14 protein-coding genes and 1 pseudogene are annotated in these 15,191 nt (G+C 71.6%); 11 read left to right on the forward strand and 4 right to left on the reverse strand.

Annotated elements, in window-relative coordinates:
• The first annotated feature begins 80 nt into the window (after positions 1–80).
• Positions 81–662, forward strand: coding sequence for a dihydrofolate reductase family protein (locus AWQ70_RS03370; RefSeq protein ID WP_067170039.1), 582 nt, complete (start codon positions 81–83; stop codon positions 660–662).
• Positions 663–998: 336 nt separating this feature from the next.
• Here the strand turns inward: AWQ70_RS03370 and AWQ70_RS03375 are convergent, their stop codons facing one another.
• Positions 999–2,183: an MFS transporter gene (locus AWQ70_RS03375; protein WP_067170041.1), complete on the reverse strand. Its 1,185-nt coding sequence runs from the start codon at positions 2,181–2,183 to the stop codon at positions 999–1,001.
• Between the two features lie 79 nt (positions 2,184–2,262).
• On the opposite strand from AWQ70_RS03375, the gene AWQ70_RS03380 reads away from it, so the two are divergent.
• The 3 genes from AWQ70_RS03380 to AWQ70_RS03390 all read left to right on the forward strand — a co-directional run bounded on the left by AWQ70_RS03380 (position 2,263) and on the right by AWQ70_RS03390 (position 4,939).
• Positions 2,263–2,826, forward strand: coding sequence for an NADPH-dependent FMN reductase (locus tag AWQ70_RS03380; RefSeq protein ID WP_067170044.1), 564 nt, complete (start codon positions 2,263–2,265; stop codon positions 2,824–2,826).
• Positions 2,827–2,848: 22 nt separating this feature from the next.
• Complete coding sequence (locus AWQ70_RS03385) at positions 2,849–3,493, forward strand: TetR/AcrR family transcriptional regulator (protein ID WP_067170046.1); 645 nt, start codon at positions 2,849–2,851, stop codon at positions 3,491–3,493.
• Between the two features lie 474 nt (positions 3,494–3,967).
• The gene (locus tag AWQ70_RS03390) at positions 3,968–4,939 is read left to right on the forward strand and encodes an RNA-binding protein (RefSeq protein ID WP_218004396.1); all 972 of its coding nucleotides are present in this window, start codon (positions 3,968–3,970) and stop codon (positions 4,937–4,939) included.
• A gap of 259 nt (positions 4,940–5,198) precedes the next feature.
• On the opposite strand, the pseudogene AWQ70_RS41035 reads toward AWQ70_RS03390, so the two are convergent.
• Positions 5,199–5,825, reverse strand: a pseudogene (locus AWQ70_RS41035) (alpha/beta fold hydrolase); the annotation flags it as partial.
• Between the two features lie 421 nt (positions 5,826–6,246).
• On the opposite strand from AWQ70_RS41035, the gene AWQ70_RS03400 reads away from it, so the two are divergent.
• The 4 genes from AWQ70_RS03400 to AWQ70_RS03415 all read left to right on the forward strand — a co-directional run bounded on the left by AWQ70_RS03400 (position 6,247) and on the right by AWQ70_RS03415 (position 10,830).
• Positions 6,247–6,918: an ATP-binding protein gene (locus AWQ70_RS03400; protein ID WP_067170054.1), complete on the forward strand. Its 672-nt coding sequence runs from the start codon at positions 6,247–6,249 to the stop codon at positions 6,916–6,918.
• Positions 6,919–7,178: 260 nt separating this feature from the next.
• The gene (locus tag AWQ70_RS03405) at positions 7,179–7,739 is read left to right on the forward strand and encodes a (2Fe-2S)-binding protein (RefSeq protein ID WP_084516479.1); all 561 of its coding nucleotides are present in this window, start codon (positions 7,179–7,181) and stop codon (positions 7,737–7,739) included.
• A complete protein-coding gene (locus tag AWQ70_RS03410; protein WP_067170057.1) occupies positions 7,736–8,722 on the forward strand; it encodes an FAD binding domain-containing protein in 987 nt (328 codons plus the stop codon). Before AWQ70_RS03405 ends, AWQ70_RS03410 begins: the two co-directional genes overlap by 4 nt.
• The gene (locus AWQ70_RS03415) at positions 8,719–10,830 is read left to right on the forward strand and encodes a xanthine dehydrogenase family protein molybdopterin-binding subunit (RefSeq protein WP_067170058.1); all 2,112 of its coding nucleotides are present in this window, start codon (positions 8,719–8,721) and stop codon (positions 10,828–10,830) included. The genes AWQ70_RS03410 and AWQ70_RS03415 overlap by 4 nt, the downstream gene beginning before the upstream one ends.
• Before the next feature lie 57 nt (positions 10,831–10,887).
• Here AWQ70_RS03415 and AWQ70_RS03420 read toward each other — a convergent pair whose 3' ends face one another.
• Positions 10,888–11,886 (reverse strand): helix-turn-helix transcriptional regulator, encoded by a 999-nt coding sequence (locus AWQ70_RS03420; RefSeq protein ID WP_067170061.1) that lies wholly within the window; start codon positions 11,884–11,886, stop codon positions 10,888–10,890.
• A gap of 60 nt (positions 11,887–11,946) precedes the next feature.
• Between AWQ70_RS03420 and AWQ70_RS03425 the strand changes: the two genes are divergently transcribed.
• From AWQ70_RS03425 to AWQ70_RS03435, 3 genes are all read left to right on the forward strand, one after another.
• Complete coding sequence (locus tag AWQ70_RS03425) at positions 11,947–12,411, forward strand: RidA family protein (protein ID WP_218004397.1); 465 nt, start codon at positions 11,947–11,949, stop codon at positions 12,409–12,411.
• Between the two features lie 223 nt (positions 12,412–12,634).
• Entirely contained in the window at positions 12,635–13,264 is a 630-nt protein-coding gene (locus AWQ70_RS03430) for a TetR/AcrR family transcriptional regulator (protein WP_067170647.1), read from the forward strand.
• On the forward strand, positions 13,261–14,664 hold the full coding sequence (locus AWQ70_RS03435; RefSeq protein ID WP_067170063.1) for an MFS transporter: 1,404 nt from the start codon (positions 13,261–13,263) through the stop codon (positions 14,662–14,664). Before AWQ70_RS03430 ends, AWQ70_RS03435 begins: the two co-directional genes overlap by 4 nt.
• Positions 14,665–14,732: 68 nt before the next feature.
• Here AWQ70_RS03435 and AWQ70_RS03440 read toward each other — a convergent pair whose 3' ends face one another.
• Positions 14,733–15,158 (reverse strand): VOC family protein, encoded by a 426-nt coding sequence (locus AWQ70_RS03440; RefSeq protein ID WP_218004416.1) that lies wholly within the window; start codon positions 15,156–15,158, stop codon positions 14,733–14,735.
• Positions 15,159–15,191 lie beyond the last annotated feature (33 nt).

The following is a 15,191-nucleotide window of genomic DNA, read 5'->3' on the forward strand; positions in this document are numbered from 1 at the left end:
CTGCCGGCCGATTGATTTCTTACAAGAGCGGCAGCTCACGACACGCTAATTTGAGGGCACCCCAAGCAGAGGAGAGCCCCGTGGGCAAGGTGGTCATGTACAGCTCGGTGTCGGTGGACGGCTTCGTCGCGGACGAGAATGACCAGCCCGGACCGCTGTTCGACTGGTTGTCCAGCGGTGACGTCCCGTTGGACGAGAGCGGCGAGCTGAAGGTGTCGCAGACGTCCTACGACTACACCCGGACGTACTGGGACCAGATCGGAGTCACGATCGTCGGCCGCCACGTCTTCGACCTGACGGACGGCTGGGACGGAAAGCCTCCGAGCGGGATCGACCACGTGGTCGTCGTGACGCACCGGCCGCAGCCCGAAGGCTGGGACCCCGAGGCGCCGTTTCACTTCGTCGACGGCGTCGAGGCAGCCATGGCCAAGGCGCAGGAGCTTGCGGGTGACCGCTTGATCGAGGTCGCCGCCGGCGACGTCGGTGGCCAGGTGCTTGCCGCGGGTCTGGTCGACGAGGTGCGCATGGACGTCGTACCCGTCGTGTTCGGGTCCGGCAAGCGCTACTTCGGGTCGTTCCATGCGCGGCACCTGTTGGAGGATCCTGACGTGGTGATTCAGGGCAACCGGGTGCTTCACCTGCGCTATCGGGTGCGCCGTTGACCGATCTGAGCGGGCGCCCCCAAGCTCGCGCCCCGCGCCCTGGACGCCCGCCAGCAGAAGCGCTACCTGCGCGCCGTCGAACGCCGCCCCCTCGCCCTTTCCGCCCACATCCTGCGGCACACCTTGGCGACCAACCTCCTGCGCGCGGGCGTCGACATCGTCGTCGTCGACAGGACGGCTGGGCTCTGTCGAGCGGAGCCGGCGGAGAAGGCCGTTCTCATCGACATGCTCGTCACCTGCTGAACGCCGGCTGAGCCGTGGAACACGGGACGGACCCACCCAGCCGGATGTGCACCGTACGGTGATCGATGGCGTCCGCAATCCGTCCAGTGTCGCTCACGCGATCAGGAGGGTGGCCAGCACCGGGCCGAAGGCGCCGCCGAGCTGGTAGCACAGGGTGAACAGGGCGACTGCGGTAGCCCGGTGCCCGGGTGGCACGGCCTTGCCGGCGCGGGCGGCGTACCAGGCCATCGCCGCCGTGGCGGCGAACGCTGCGAACGCGTTGGCCGCCGCGATGGCCACCGGCCAGGGCGCGATCAGGGGCAGGGCGACGGCCACGGCGCCGGTGGCCAGGAGGATCGTCCGGGTGACGGTGGGGCCGTACCGGGGGGTCCAACGGGTGAACAGCAGCGAGGCGATAGAGCCGGTGGCCAGCATGATGAGCGTCATCAGCCCGATCCGTTCGGCTGGCCAGTGGTGTTCCAGCATCCGGGGCACGGTGTAGAGCAGGGCGAAGTAGGAAGTGGACAACGCGCACGCGGCCGCTGAGGCGGTCATGAACGCCTGGGCGCCCACGACGGCCCGCGGAACGAACCCGGCGATGTTCCTGCGGACATGCACGGTCAGGAGCAGGCCTGCGATGGCAGCCGCGGCGAGTGCCGCCAGACCCAGGCGCGGGACCAGGACGAACGAGCTGATCAGCGTCATCACCAGCAGGATGCCGACGATGTCGGTGGACGTGGCGGTGTCCCCATCGGAGTGGTGTGCGGCGACGTGCCGCAGGATGGCGGGGACGGCCAGGAGCGCGGGCAGAGATAGCAGCAGCGGCGTCCGCCAGGAGATCGCCGACAGGGTCGAGCCGGCCAGCGGACCGAAAGCGCCGACCAGGCCGACCCCGGCGGTGATGACACCGGTCCGGGAGGTCGTCCCGGCCAGGGTGATGGCGATGGTCACCAGGCCACCCCCGCCGGCGGCTTGGGCGGCGCGTCCCGCGAGCAGCATCGGCAGCGCCGGCGCAAGTGCCACCAGGAGCGTGCCGAGAAGCACCAGGGTGGCGTTGGCGAGCATGGCGGCGCGGACGCCGCGGGTGCGCAGCAGCGCAGCGGTGAGTGGGGCGCCGAGCACGCCACCCCAGCCGAAGGCGGTTGCGGCCCAGGTGGCGTCGGCGACCGATACGCCGAGTGCGCGGGCGAGGTCGGGGATGACGGTGGTGCTGCTGTTGGCGCTGAGTGAGGTCGGGGTCGCCAGCAGGGCGAGGGGGAGGACGGAGATCCGTCCCTTGTGCGCGGTTTCGTGGATCACACCTTCAAAGTAAACCAGACAGTCTAAGTACTACACTGATTAGTGTACCTTGAAGCTGTTCGCCTATCGAAGGGGAGCCATGAACGAGCTGAACATCCTGGCCTTGTCCGGCAGCCTGCGGGCACAATCCCACAACACCGCGCTGCTCCATGCGGCGCGCACGCTGATCCCTGGAGGGCTGGCCATCGACATCGATGACGATCTGGGCCGGTTGCCGCTCTACAACCAGGACCTCGACGGCGGCACGCCACCCGTGGTGGTCGCCGAGTTCCGGGCCCGCATCGCCGCGGCCGACGCCTTGCTGATCGCCACGCCGGAGCACAACGCCTCCATTCCGGCCGCGCTGAAGAACGCCATCGACTGGGCCAGTACGGCTCCCGAAGGGCTGCTGCGGGGTAAGCCCGTGGCCATCGCCGGCGCCTCCCCGGGACCGTTCGGCTCGGTACGCGCCCAGCTCGTCCTCCGCCAGGTCCTGGCCGCGGTGGGGGCCGAGGTCGTGGTCAAGCCGGAGGTGACGGTGTTCCACTGTGACACCCGCTTCACCGGCGATCGCAAGCTGAGCGACCCCTGCACCGCTGACCTGCTGCGGGAGCTGCTCGACGCCCTGGCACGCAAGATCCACCCGTACACTGCAGCAAAGTAGACCCCCGCCCGGAAGGACGCCGATGACCCTCCGCCAGCCCGAGCCGTACGGCAGACCGGACAAGCGGCGGGCGATCACCCAGGCCGCCCGCCGCGTGTTCGGCCGCGACGGCTACACCCGCGCCAGCATGGACGCGATCAGCGCCGAGGCAGGGGTGTCCAAGCGGACGGTCTACAACCACTTCACCGACAAGGAGCAGTTGTTCCTGACCGTCGCGCTGGAAGGCGCCGAAGAGGTCACCGCCGCGATCGCGCAGATCATGGATCGGCACCTGCACAAGATCGTGGATCTGGAGCAGGACCTGATCGACTTCTCCCTCGACCGGGTCGCCGCGGTGACCTCCTTTCCCGACCACTTCGCCCTGGTACGGGCCATCGAGGCGGAGGCTGCCCACATCCCACCACCGATCCTGAAGGCATGGATCGCGGCCGGGCCGCAGACCGGGCACCTGCGCCTGGCGCCCTATCTGCGCCGGATCGCCGATCGCGGCCTGCTGGAGATCGACGACGCCGACAGCGCCGCCGCTCACCTCACTCTGCTGACCATCACCGACGTCAACCAGCAGACGTTCTACGGCGCCGTCCCACTGCCCCAGGAAGAGATCGCTCGGCTCGTCACCAGAGGTGTGCGGGCCTTCCTCCGCAGCTACGCCCCCACCACCCCATAGCGCACCAAATCAGGAACGCCCTGAGACTCGCCCTGCCTGCTCATGTACGTGGTGATCACGGCGGCACGGCGACCAGGACAACCCCTCGCCGGGACGGTGCGCGACTCCGCGACGTTGTCCGGTACATCGCCGAAGACGTCGCCTGGCGGGCGGCGGCGCCGAGTCCCAGAGCTCACTACGAGCGCCGCCGATCCGGCGGCGACCGGCACTCCAGCGCGCTGCGCCACACCTTCAGCCGGATGTTCGGCTGCCTGTACCACTGCCTGGAAAGGGCGTGAACTACGACGGCCTCGTGGCCTTCCCGCCGTGATCGGAGGTTTCGGAGACCGGTATGACCTGTTGGCGACCCTCTGGGACGATCTGGGGCACGTTGAGCAGTCGCCGGAGATCACACCTTCCGCCAGGATGGGGCGATGAAGGTTCCCATGACCTTTCCCGGCTCACCGGCACCCTCACCCCAGGCCCCTCCCAGCGGTGGCAACTGACGTGGGGCTTCACGTCTACCGGGTCACCAAGTATGACCCGGCGCACCGGAACGAGCAGGGTCACTACGACGGTCCCGAGGACGTGTACTGCGACCATGGTCCGGTCGAAGCGGCTTACCTGGCAGCCGTCGCCGCTTTCGCCGAAGAAACCGGTATCACCCACCTCGCCATCCGCGAACCTGAGGTGAGCGGCTTTGTCCACTTCGGTGTGGAACCCCCGATCGACGGTCACGGCCTGGCCGGGCTGTTCCCGCCCGACCTGACCGGCTACCACGACGGCGCGCAGGTGCCGATGGCCGTCGCCCTGGAACTGGTCCGGGCGATGCTGCGCGACAACGGTGCTTGGTGTCGGTTGGAGGTCGAGGACCGCTTCTTCGTTCACGTCGGTTACGACCAATACGTTTATGTCGGCAGCACGCTGGCGTGTCCGCACGCGGTGGCGCTCACCCGCCGGCGAGGGCTCTTCGCCGAGCCGATCAGCCGGTCACCGTACGACCCGCAACTCGATGAGGACGATCCTGCACGGCGACGACCCGCCGACGCGGCATTCTGGGCCGAACTGAATGCTCTCATCATCAAACGAGGAGCGGTGGTGCTGGAGGAGGGCTACCTCTTCAACGCCTCCCGCTGGCACCGGATCCTCATCGATGAGGTTGCGGCGATACGGGACCGGCTCACCCCTCGGGCGAGGCTGCTGGTTTGGCCCGACCTGTCAACAGATGTGGACGCAGCCCTTGCCCACCTTCCCGACGAGGGCCTCAGTGAGATCGTCTGGCAGAACTCTCAAGGGCGCATCACCAGCCTGACAGTCGACGAAACTCACTATCCGGCACTGCCCGCCATGCTGGGCAGAGCCCGTGCGGCGATGATCCTTTCCTGTTACGAGGACGAGCGTAACCCGCTGATGGCCGCGGTGATGCCCGATCCCGATGGCGTGCTCCGCGCACGATGGACGCCCTAACGCCGCCGCCCGCTGAGGGGCTTGACGGCTTAGGCACGTCGGACGCCCGCGCATGCCACCCGAGCCCGAATCCGGGACCCGGGAGCATCAGGGTGCGGACATACGGCGCCCAGCCGTGCCAGAGCGCCGAGGGGTCGAACGGCAGCACCATGTCGCCGGGGTCCTGCCAGATCGCCAGGGTGGAGGCCTTGACGCGCCGGCCGGCCTGCCGGTCCTCGCTGTCATGGGCCGCATCGACGAAGGCGCTGGCCCGGTAGTCCTGGCAAATGGCGTGGATCGTTTCCGGATCGCGGGTCGCGGCCAGGTATGCCTCACGGACCTCGGTGTCGAATGTGCCGGGTGCGGCCCAGGCGTCGAGGAAGTAGCCGAAGAACGTGTCGGGGTCGGCGCCGATCATCCGTTCGGGCAGGTCGTTGAGCTGCGCGAGGAAATACAGGTGGAATCCGAAGACGCCGCCCACGCCCGCCAGCGACTCCCACATGTCAACGGCAGGAATGACGTCGATCACGCCGAGGTGATCGACGGCGTCGGGGTGGTCCAATGCGGTGCGGAAGGCGACCAGCGCTCCACGGTCATGGCCGACCAGGCTGAAACGTTCGTGGCCGAGCTGTCGCATCAGCGCCACCATGGTCGCCGCCGTCACACGCTTGGCATATTGCTCGTGGCCACCCTCTGGCTTGGCGCTGGCCCCATAGCCCGGCAGGTCGGGGCAAATGACGCGGAAGCGGTCGGCCAGCGCCGGAGCGACATGCCGCCAGGCCAGATGAGTCTGTGGGAAGCCGTGAAGCAACAGCAGCGGCGGCCCCTCTCCACCTGAAGCCAAATGGAGGTCAAGACCGTTCACCCGGACCGTGTGTTCATCGAAGCCTGAGATCGTTGAGGGCATCGGCTCAGACTGTCATGAGCAACCGGCAATTTTGGGTGACCAGAACCAGCCTGCTGGTCAGTGGGGTGCGCGGTGCAGCGAGACCACCGTGCCACGGCTCCTCTCCAGGTTAGCGGCGGCACCAGTGTCGTCGAGGCGGTCGCTGAAGCCGGGGCTCGTTCGACGAGGCCCGGCCTCCAGCCAGTGACCGGGGTGCCGGCACCCCAGCCTGCGGGCACGGACAAGGCTCCGGGGCGCGGGCGGATGGGCGTCCTCTCTCCCGGAGTGAGGAATTTCCTCCGATCTCGTCAAGAAGGTGTCGCGCGGGCGGGCGCTGCCACATGATCGGTGTCATGCGTTTTCCGCGACTGCTCCCCCGGACCGTCCGTGAGCCCGTGCCGTCCGTCCCCACCTGCCGCGCGGTTCGCGGAACGTCCCGCGAATGCTGACCTCCCCCTTCCCGGCGCGCGGTGACAGGAAGGCGGCCGACCGAGTGTTCGGTTCGACCGTCACCGCCCCCGGGCAGGCGCGGTCCTTCGTCCGCGCCCAGCTCGGCCGGTGGGGGCTTCCGGAGCTGGTCGACACGGTCGAGCTGCTCACGTCCGAGCTGGTGACCAACGCGGTGCGGGCCACGGCGGCGGTGTCCAGCCCGCCGATGGCCTCCTCGGTGTTCCCCGTCGCCCTGCGCATGGTCGCGTTGCGGCTGCTGCTGGCCCCCGCGAGCCTGGTGATCGAGGTCTGGGACGTCTGCGCCCAGACGCCGGCCGCCGAACGCGCCGACCCGCCCGGCGAGCTGAGGGAGGGCGGGCGCGGGCTGACGCTGGTCGGGGCGCTGTCCACGGCTTGGGGGCAGCGCGTCGCCCCGGACCGGGGCAAGATCGTCTGGTGTGAGGTGGCCGTTCCCGCCGTCCCCTCCGGATCGGGCGGACCGACCGGGCCGGGCGAGTCGGGCGGGGGCGGTGCTCGGGGAGGCCACTCCCCTGCGCCGCCCGTACGGCGTCCGGGCGCCACGCTTCCACGACGACTGAGGCACGCGGGCCTGGCCGAGCGCGTCGACGGCCCGGACGCGCGGACCCTGCGGGGCGTCCTCGACGGCCTGCGCCGGCTCGACTGATCCCGCGGCCCTTCGACCCGCCGTCCTCCAACCCGCGGCCCTTCGACCCGCCGTCCTTCGACCCGCCGTCCTTCAAGCCGCTCGGCGGGTCCCCGGCCGAGCCCCGATCGGCGATCCCGGCCGGGCGGTCCGGGCCCACGAAGGCAAGGCGCCCACCAAGGGCGTGCAGGACTCGGCCACGATCCGCGGCGCGGGTGTTTGCCGCCCGCTCGCTGGGCACGCGGTGGTGAGGTCCGCCGGGACACCGCCGGGAGGCGACCATGAACGCTCGGATCACGTTGCGGGTGGACGGCCGGGACAGGCCGGTGGCGCTCGACACCCGCACCACCCTGCTCGACGCGCTGCGCGACCGCCTGTCGGTCACCTCGCCCAAGAAGGGCTGCGACCACGGGCAGTGCGGCGCGTGCACCGTGCTGCTGGACGGGCGGAGGGTGGTGAGCTGCCTCATCCTCGCGGTGGCCTGTGACGGGTCCGAGGTCGTCACCGCGCAGGGGCTGGTGGAGGAGGGCGAGCCGCACCCGGTGCAGCGGGCCTTCCTGGAGGAGGACGGTTTCCAGTGCGGGTTCTGCACGCCCGGGCAGATCTGCTCGGCGGTCGGCATGCTGCAGGAGGTCAAGGCCGGGCACCCCAGCCAGGTCACCGACGACCTCACCGGTCCCGTCACGCTCGACGACGAGGAGATCCGGGAGCGGCTGAGCGGCAACCTGTGCCGGTGCGGCGCCTACGTCAACATCGTCGCCGCCCTGCGGGAGGAGACCGCCCCCAGTGAGGAGACGAGCCCGAGGGCGGAGACGAGCCCGAGCGAGGAGGCGGAGTCGTGACCCCCTTCGAGTACCTGCGGGCCGGCGATCCGGGCGAGGCGGTGGCCGCCGTGGCGGGGCGTCCCGGCGCGGCCTTTCTCGGCGGCGGCACCAACCTGGTGGACCACATGAAGCTCGGCGTGGCCGGGCCGGACCTGCTGGTGGACGTGTCGCGGCTGCCGTTGGACCGGGTCGAGGAGACGGCGGGCGGCCTGCGGGTCGGCGCCGCCGTACGCAACAGCGACCTGGCCGCCCACCCGCTGGTCCGCGAGCGCTATCCGGTGCTGGCGCGGGCGCTGCTGTCGGGCGCCTCCGGCCAGCTCCGCAACGTCGCGACCACGGCGGGGAACCTGCTGCAGCGCACCCGCTGCCCCTACTTCCAGGACGTCACGACGCCGTGCAACAAGCGGGTGCCGGGGTCGGGATGCTCGGCGATCGGCGGGTACACCCGCTACCACGCCATCCTCGGGGCGTCCGAGCACTGTGTCGCGACGCACCCGTCGGACATGGCGGTGGCGATGGCGGCGCTGGACGCCGTCGTGGTCGTGCTCGGGCCGGGCGGCGAGCGCAGGCTGCCGATCGGCGAGCTGTACCGGCTGCCCGGCGACGCGCCGCAGCGGGACACGGTGCTGGAGCACGGCGACCTCATCACCGCCGTCGAGCTGCCGCACCTGCCGGCCGCGCGGCGGTCGGCGTACCGGAAGGTGCGCGACCGGGCCTCCTTCAGCTTCGCGCTGGTGTCGGTCGCGGCCGTCCTCGATCTCGACGGCGACGCGGTCCGCGACGTACGGCTGGCCCTGGGCGGCGTGGCGCACAAGCCGTGGCGGGCGGCGCGGGCGGAGGAGGCGCTGCGGGGCGGCCCGGCGACGGAGGACGCCTTCCGCCGGGCGGCGGACGCGGAGCTGGCCGGGGCGCGGCCGCTGCCGGGCAACGAGTTCAAGGTGGCGATGACACGGGGCGTCGTCGTGGCGGCGCTGCGCGACCTGGCCGAGGAGGGGCGATGACGGTCCGGCGAGGAGCGGTGGGCGCGCCCGCGCCCCGGGTCGAGGGCCTGGCCAAGGTGACGGGGAGCGCGGCCTACGCCTACGACCGGCCGGTGGCCGACCCGGTGTACGCCTGCCCGGTGCAGGCGACGATCGCGCGCGGCCGGGTCGTCGCGATCGACGGCGGGGCGGCGGCCGGCGTCGAGGGTGTCCTGGCGGTGGTGACCCATCGCGAGGCGGCCCGCCTGGCCGACACCGCGGACGCCGAGCTGGCGGTCCTGCAGTCCGACGCGGTCGCCTTCCGCGGGCAGTTCGTCGGGGTGGTGCTGGCCGAGACTCCGGAGGCCGCCCGGCAGGCCGCGGGCCTGGTGCGGGTGGAGTACGACGAGGAGCCGCACGACACCGAGTTGCGGGCCGACCGGGCCGGCCTGTACACGCCGGAGCAGGTGAACGGGGGGTTCGCCCCCGACACCGACGAGGGGGACGTCGACGCGGCGATGGAGGCGGCGGCGGTGACCGTGGACCGGATCTACACCACGCCGATGTTGTTCAACAACCCGATGGAGCCGCACACCAGCGTCGCCGTGTGGGGCGACGGCGGGGACGAGGGCGGGGGCGGGCCGGGCGAGGCGCGGCTGACGCTGTACGACTCGACGCAGGGCGCGCACGTGGTGCGGTCGACGCTGGCGCGGGTCTTCGGCCTGCCGCCGGAGCGGGTGCGGGTGATCTCCCCGTACGTGGGCGGCGGGTTCGGGTCCAAGGGGATGCCGCACGCGCACAACGTGCTGGCGGGGCTGGCGGCGATGGCGGTGCCGGGGCGTCCGGTGAAGCTGGCCCTGACCCGGCAGCAGATGTTCTCCCTGGCCGGCCACCGCACCCCGACGATCCAGCGGGTACGGCTGGGCGCCGGGGCGGACGGGCGGCTGACGGCGGTCGCGCACGAGGTGGTGGAGCACACCTCGGCGCTCAAGGAGTTCGCGGAGCAGACGGCGGTCGGGGCGCGGATGATGTACGCGGCGCCGAACCGGCGGACGGCGCACCGGCTGGCCGCGCTGGACGTGCCGGTGCCGTCGTGGATGCGGGCGCCGGGCGAGGCGCCGGGGTTCTTCGGCCTGGAGGTGGCGATGGACGAGCTCGCGCAGGCGTGCGGGCTGGATCCTGTCGAGCTGCGGGCGCGCAACGAGCCGGAGGTCGATCCGGAGTCGGGCAGGCCGTGGTCGGGCCGCCATCTGGTGCGGTGCCTGCGCGAGGGGGCGGCGCGTTTCGGGTGGGAGGAGCGTGCGGCGGTGCCCGGGACGCGCAGGGCCGGGCGTGAGCTGGTGGGGCTGGGAGTGGCCGCCTCGACCTACCCGTACTACCGGTTCCCCGGTTCGCGGGCGGTGGTCGGCTATGACGGGTCGGGGCGTTACACGGTGCGGATCGGCGCGGCCGACATCGGCACCGGCGCGTGGACGGTGCTCACCCAGATCGCGGCCGACGCGCTGGAGTGCCCCCTGGGGGCGGTGCGGGTGGAGATCGGGGACAGCGAGCTGCCGCCGGCGACGGTCGCGGGCGGTTCCTCGGGTACGGCGAGCTGGGGGTCGGCGATCGTCGCGGCGTGCCATGCCTTCCGGGGGGCGTACGGGACGGAGCCGCCGCCGGGGGCGGAGGCGGGGGCGGACATGCCGCGCGACCCCGACGCCGAGCGGTTCGCGATGCACTCGTTCGGTGCGCAGTTCGCGGAGGTGCGGGTGGACGCGGACACCGGCGAGATCCGGGTGCCGCGGATGCTGGGGGTGTTCTCGGCGGGCCGGATCGTCAACCCACGTACGGCGCGTTCGCAGTTCATCGGGGGCATGACGATGGGGTTGTCGATGGCGCTGCACGAGCGGGGCGTGCTCGACCACCGCACCGGGCACGTGGTCAACCACGATTTCGCCGAGTATCACATCGCCACCCACGCCGACGTCGTGGACGTCGACGCCGTCTGGCTGGAGGAGGAGGACGCGCACGCCGGTCCGCTGGGGGCCAGGGGCATCGGCGAGATCGGCATCGTGGGTGCTCCGGCGGCGATCGCGAACGCGGTGCACAACGCGACCGGGGTGCGGGTGCGGGATCTTCCGATCACGCCCGACCTGCTGCTGCGCTGACCCGTTCCGGCCGGTGGCTGGGGTCCGTAATTCGATGGCGTTTCCGGCGGGCGCGGCTCAGGGCTCCTTCGTGTCCGGCGCGGGTGAGGTCGTCGTACCGGCCGCCAGCAGCTTCTCCGCCAGGGCGCGACAGCGACTGCTGAGCTCCGGAGGGTCGAGGACCTCGAAGTCGTGCCCCAGCAGGAGCACGTGCATGATCATGGAGTCGAGGCTGCCGGCGCCGCTGAGCACCTCGCAGAGCTCGCTCCCCCGCGGTCGTACGACGGCCGCCGACGCCGGAATCTGCGCGCGGACCGTGTCGGCCGGCGCGTGCACGAGGAAGCGCGCCCGGTGCGGGTAGACCCGGCTCGCCACGGACTCCTGCACGTACGTCGCCGCGTCGGGCGCCGGGCGCGGGCGGAAGCGCCAGGTCCGTGCGGACACGTCGGTCATGCGGTCGAGGCGGAAGTTGCGCCAGTCGTCGCGGTCGAGGTCGTAGGCGAGGAGGTACCAGCGCCGGTCGGAGGCGACCAGGCGGTAGGGCTCGACCCGCCGCCGTCGCACCTCGCTCCCGGACGGGTAGTCGAAGCCGGCCTCGACCTCGTCGCGGCACGCTCTGGCCAGTGTCATGAGCACCTCGGGATCGACCGGCGTACGGCCTCCGCCGAAGGACTCCACCGAGCCGGAGAGCGCGCGCACCTCGTGCCGCAGCCGGGCGGGCAGCACCCGGTCGAGCTTGGTCAGCGCCCGGAGCGCGGCGTCGCCGGCGCTGGCGACCGCGCCGCCCGCGCCGGCGAGCAGCGAGACCGCGGTGGCGATCGCCTCCTCGTCGTCGAGAAGCAGCGGCGGCAGGTCCTTCCCCGGGCCGAGCTCGTAGCCGCCGCCGACCCCCTGGACGGCACGCACCGGATAGCCGAGCGCGCGCAGCCGCTCGACGTCGCGCCGTACCGTGCGCGGCGTGACCCCGAGCCGGTCGGCGAGCTCGGGGCCGGTCCAGAGGTGGCGCTGCTGCAGCAGCCCGAGCAGGGTGAGTACCCGCTCCGTCGTCCCCAGGTCGTCCCCGCGTGCCAGGTCCATGCCGCCAGCCTGCCAGATAGCGGACCGATCCTGTCCGCTAGGGGTATCAGTATGGCCGCCGTGGGCGCAGCCGAACTCGACTGGAACCGGGCGCTGCGCGACATGAAGCCCGGCACCTCTGAAGGAGAACTCATGACCGCGAAGACGATCCACCTCGACCCTGAAGAACTTCACCGCAACCCTGCCTTCACGCAGGGGGTGATCGCACCGGCCGGCCCGACGCTCTATGTCGGTGGCCAGCTCGGCACCGACGGCAGCGGAAAGCTGCTCGACGGCATCGAGGCGCAGACCGCTCAGGCGATGCGAAACGTGCTGACTGTGCTCGCCGCCGGGGGCACCGGTCCCGAGCACGTCGCCAAACTCACCATCTATCTCGTCAGCGGGGTCGACGCTCAGGTGGGATACGCGGCGGCGCGATCGGTTTGGGGCGATCACCGCACCGCCATCACGGTCGTTTCCACCGCTGGGCACGCTCGCCCGGGCGTGCTCGTGGAGATCGACGCGGTGGCGATCATCCCCGAATAGGACCCGAACAGGACGAGCCCACGGCCCGACGCCGCGGTTCGTCATTCGCCGCCATGGCCGATGGCACGCCGCGGAGGCCCGGTCGGTCACGCTCCGCGGCGCTCGGTCCGGAACGCGCCCAGGTCCTCACGGCCGTCGAATCCGGCGCGGTTCCGGGGCCGACGGCCGCCCGGCCCATCGAAGTCCTGTAGACACTGTCTACGAAGGCTGGTAGACAATGTCTATGCAGTCAGAGGGTTCGCTTCGAGAGCGGCTGGTCGATGCCGGCGTGGAGCTCGTGTTGTCCGAGGGCGTCTCGTCGCTGGGTCTAAGGGAGATCGCGCGCCGGGCGGGAGTGTCGCACGGGGCCCCGCGCCGGTACTTCCCCACGCATCAGGCGTTGTTGTCGGCGATCGCCGGTCGTGGGTTCGCCGATCTCGCTCAGCGGTTCGCGGACGCGGTCGACGAGGCGACGTCGCCACGAGCGCAGTTGCGGGCGCTGGCCTGCGCGTACGTGCGGTTCGCTCAGGAGCGTCCCGGCATGTTCGAGTTGATGTTCCGGCACGACCTGCTGCGCGGACAGGCGCGCGCGGCGGGCGAACCGCGGCTGCGGGACGCGACCCTGCCCCTGTTCGGCCGGATCGTCGAGCTCATCCGTCGTCGGCGGGAGCAGGAGGGCGGCGGCCGGCGCGATGTCCCGGCGGAGGAGACGGCCGTCGCGCTGTGGGCGAACGTGCACGGCCTGGCCCAGCTGTGGGGCTGGGGAAGCATCGGGCTGGCGCTGGGCGAGGACGACTCGCCGCAGGACGGCGACCGGCTCGACCGGCTCGTCACCGCCCTCCTGGATGCCCACCTGGGCGAGGCGGACGCGTGAGCGGTACGGCACGGAGAGGCTGGGCCCTCGTCGTCAGCGCCGGGGGCGCGATGCTGGTCGCTCTGGACGGCACGGTGCTGATCCTGGCCCAGCCGAGCCTGCGGCGTGAGCTCGGCGCGAGCGTCTCGCAGACGCAGTGGGCGAATACCGGCTATCTGCTCGCGGTGGCCGCGCTGCTGGTCGTCGCCGGGCGCCTCGGCGACCGGTACGGCCATCGGCGGCTGCTGCTGTGCGGTCTGCTCGGCTTCGCGGGCGCCTCGGCCGGGATCGCGCTCGCGCCCGGCATCGGCGGTGTGATCGCCCTGCGCGCGGTCCAGGGCGTGTCCGGCGCTCTCCTGCAACCGGCGACGCTGGCGTTGCTGCGGCTGACCTACCCGGCGGACCGGCTCGGCACGGCGGTCGCGATCCGCACCAGTGCCATCGGAGTGGCCGGTGCGGCCGGGCCGGTTCTCGGTGGCGTCCTGGTGACGCATCTGGGGTGGCGCAGCGTGTTCGCGATCAACGTGCCCGTCGCGCTGGCGATCGCCGCGGTCGCTGTCGTGATGCGGACACCCGTGCCCGCGCACCGTGAATCGCAGCGGTTCGACGTCACGGGGACGGTGCTGCTCGCGGGCGTCCTCGCGGTGTGCGTGTACACCCTGGTCGGCGTCCCGGCGCACGGCTGGACCGGCGCGCCGACGCTGGCAGGATTCGCCTGCACCGCGGGCGGGGCGGCGATCCTGATCGCCTGGGAACGCCGAGCCGCCCATCCGATCGTGCCGCCCGCAGTGGCGCGATCGGCTCCGGTGACGGCCGCCATGGCGGTTCTCCTGCTGACCACCGGCGGCATGTTCGGCGCCCTGTTCGTCGCCACCTTCCTGCTCCAGGACATGCTGAAACTGGACTCGCTCGCCGCGGGCCTGCGGGTCCTCCCCCTGACCGTGCTCATGGTCCTCGGCGCGCCGATGGCGAGCGCGGCGCTGCGCCGGTGCGGGCCGCGCCGCACCTCCATCGCCGGCTCGGTACTGGTGGCGCTCGGCATCCTGGGCATGACCTGCCTCACCTCGGCCGATCCATGGGTGGCGACCGTCGCGGCCTTCGCCTCGCTCGGCCTCGGCTTCGCCGCCGTGATGGTCACGGCCACCGGCACCGTCGTCGGTGACGCGCCGGCCGGTTACGCGGGAATCGTCGGCGGACTCAAGCAGACCGCCGTGAACATCGGCCCCACCCTCGGCATCGCGGTCGCCGCCGGCATGATGACGATCTCCCCGTCCGCCGAGGCGGCCGAACCCGCGCTGCTGGTCCTGGCCGCGGTCGCCGCGCTGGGAATACTCCCGGCTCTGCTGCTGCCCGCACAGCCGACCATCGCGCGGCATCCCGAGCGGACGGCGGCGATGCCCCTCGGCAGGGCCGGCGAGTGACCGCGCATCGGCCGGCCGTTCGACCGTGCCCGGATGGTTCTTCGGGCGCACGGTCCCTTCGGCGGCCCTCAGCTGAGCTGTTCCGCCAGCCCGACGATGATGCCCTCGGGGCCGCGGACGTAGCAGAGCCGATAGATGTCCTCGTACTGCGCCAGCTCGCCGACGAGTTCTGCGCCGTGGGTGCGCAGGCGGGCAACGACGTCCTCGATGTCGTCGACGGCGAACATGATGCGACGGATGCCCAGCGTGTTCGCCGGTGCGTCCTTCGGCTCGGCGCCGATCGCCTTCGGCGTGTGGAACTTCGCCAGCTCGATTCGGCCGTGGCCGTCCGGGGTCCGCAGCATCGCGACGTCCTGTCGGACGTCGTCGATCCCGATGACGCGCTCCACCCAATGTCCCTCGATCGGCGCCTTACCCTCCAGTTCCATGCCGAGTTCGACGAAGAACGAAATGACAGCGTCAAGGTCGTCGACAACGATGAGGACGTTGTCCATCCGCTGGATCGTCATGCTGGGTCTCCTTGGTGT

It is taken from the genome of Microtetraspora niveoalba (assembly GCF_001570405.1).
Lineage (GTDB): Bacteria > Actinomycetota > Actinomycetes > Streptosporangiales > Streptosporangiaceae > Microtetraspora > Microtetraspora niveoalba.

Bases quoted from the DNA above. Each gene is read 5' to 3' on its own strand.
- AWQ70_RS03400 (WP_067170054.1), top strand. From the start codon at position 6,247: ATGCTGACCTCCCCCTTCCCGGCGCGCGGTGACAGGAAGGCGGCCGAC.
- AWQ70_RS03405 (WP_084516479.1), top strand. From the start codon at position 7,179: ATGAACGCTCGGATCACGTTGCGGGTGGACGGCCGGGACAGGCCGGTG.
- AWQ70_RS03440 (WP_218004416.1), bottom strand. From the start codon at position 15,158: ATGGACAACGTCCTCATCGTTGTCGACGACCTTGACGCTGTCATTTCG.
- AWQ70_RS03420 (WP_067170061.1), bottom strand. From the start codon at position 11,886: ATGGACCTGGCACGCGGGGACGACCTGGGGACGACGGAGCGGGTACTC.
- AWQ70_RS03385 (WP_067170046.1), top strand. From the start codon at position 2,849: ATGACCCTCCGCCAGCCCGAGCCGTACGGCAGACCGGACAAGCGGCGG.
- AWQ70_RS03430 (WP_067170647.1), top strand. From the start codon at position 12,635: ATGCAGTCAGAGGGTTCGCTTCGAGAGCGGCTGGTCGATGCCGGCGTG.
- AWQ70_RS03380 (WP_067170044.1), top strand. From the start codon at position 2,263: ATGAACGAGCTGAACATCCTGGCCTTGTCCGGCAGCCTGCGGGCACAA.
- AWQ70_RS03415 (WP_067170058.1), top strand. From the start codon at position 8,719: ATGACGGTCCGGCGAGGAGCGGTGGGCGCGCCCGCGCCCCGGGTCGAG.